1 protein-coding gene is annotated in these 551 nt (G+C 61.9%); it reads right to left on the bottom strand.

What is annotated here, in order from left to right; all coding sequences use genetic code 11:
- Positions 1 to 551 (bottom strand): Crp/Fnr family transcriptional regulator (locus tag NCT04_RS31050; RefSeq protein ID WP_250469696.1); only part of this gene is annotated, 551 nt, incomplete at both ends.

The following is a 551-nucleotide window of genomic DNA, read 5'->3' as shown; positions in this document are numbered from 1 at the left end:
GCGCGGTCGAGCACCTTGATGCAGCCGCGGCTGTGATGGATCAGACCTGCGTCGTGCAGCTTGCCTGCGGCTTCCGTCACGCCTTCGCGACGCACGCCGAGCATGTCCGCGATCATTTGCTGCGTCACGCGCAACTGAGCAGACGGGGTACGGTCCGTTTGAATCAGCAGCCAGCGGCACAGTTGCTTCGAAAGCGAATGGTGACGATTGCAAGCGGCCGTCTGCGCGACTTGCGTCAGCAGGGCTTGCATATACAGCAGCATCACACGGCGCAGGAAGTCCGACTTTCCGAAGTGTTCACGCAATGCGCCCGCGCTCATGCGATACGCAAAACCCGCGCACTGCACTTGAACGCGCGTCGGCATGGTGTCGCCGCCCGTCAGCACCGGAACACCCGTCATGCCTTCACGGCCCACTGCCGCGACTTCCACCGAGCCGCCGTCTTCCATCGTATGCAGAAGCGAGACGATAGCCGTAGTCGGGAAGTACACGTGGTGAATGCGTTGTCCGGAATCGCAAAGCAACTGCTCCGTGCGCAACTGGACGAGTTC

Source organism: Caballeronia sp. GAFFF2, assembly GCF_023631485.1.
Taxonomy (GTDB): domain Bacteria; phylum Pseudomonadota; class Gammaproteobacteria; order Burkholderiales; family Burkholderiaceae; genus Caballeronia.
This window is presented reverse-complemented; position numbering and strand designations above follow the sequence as displayed.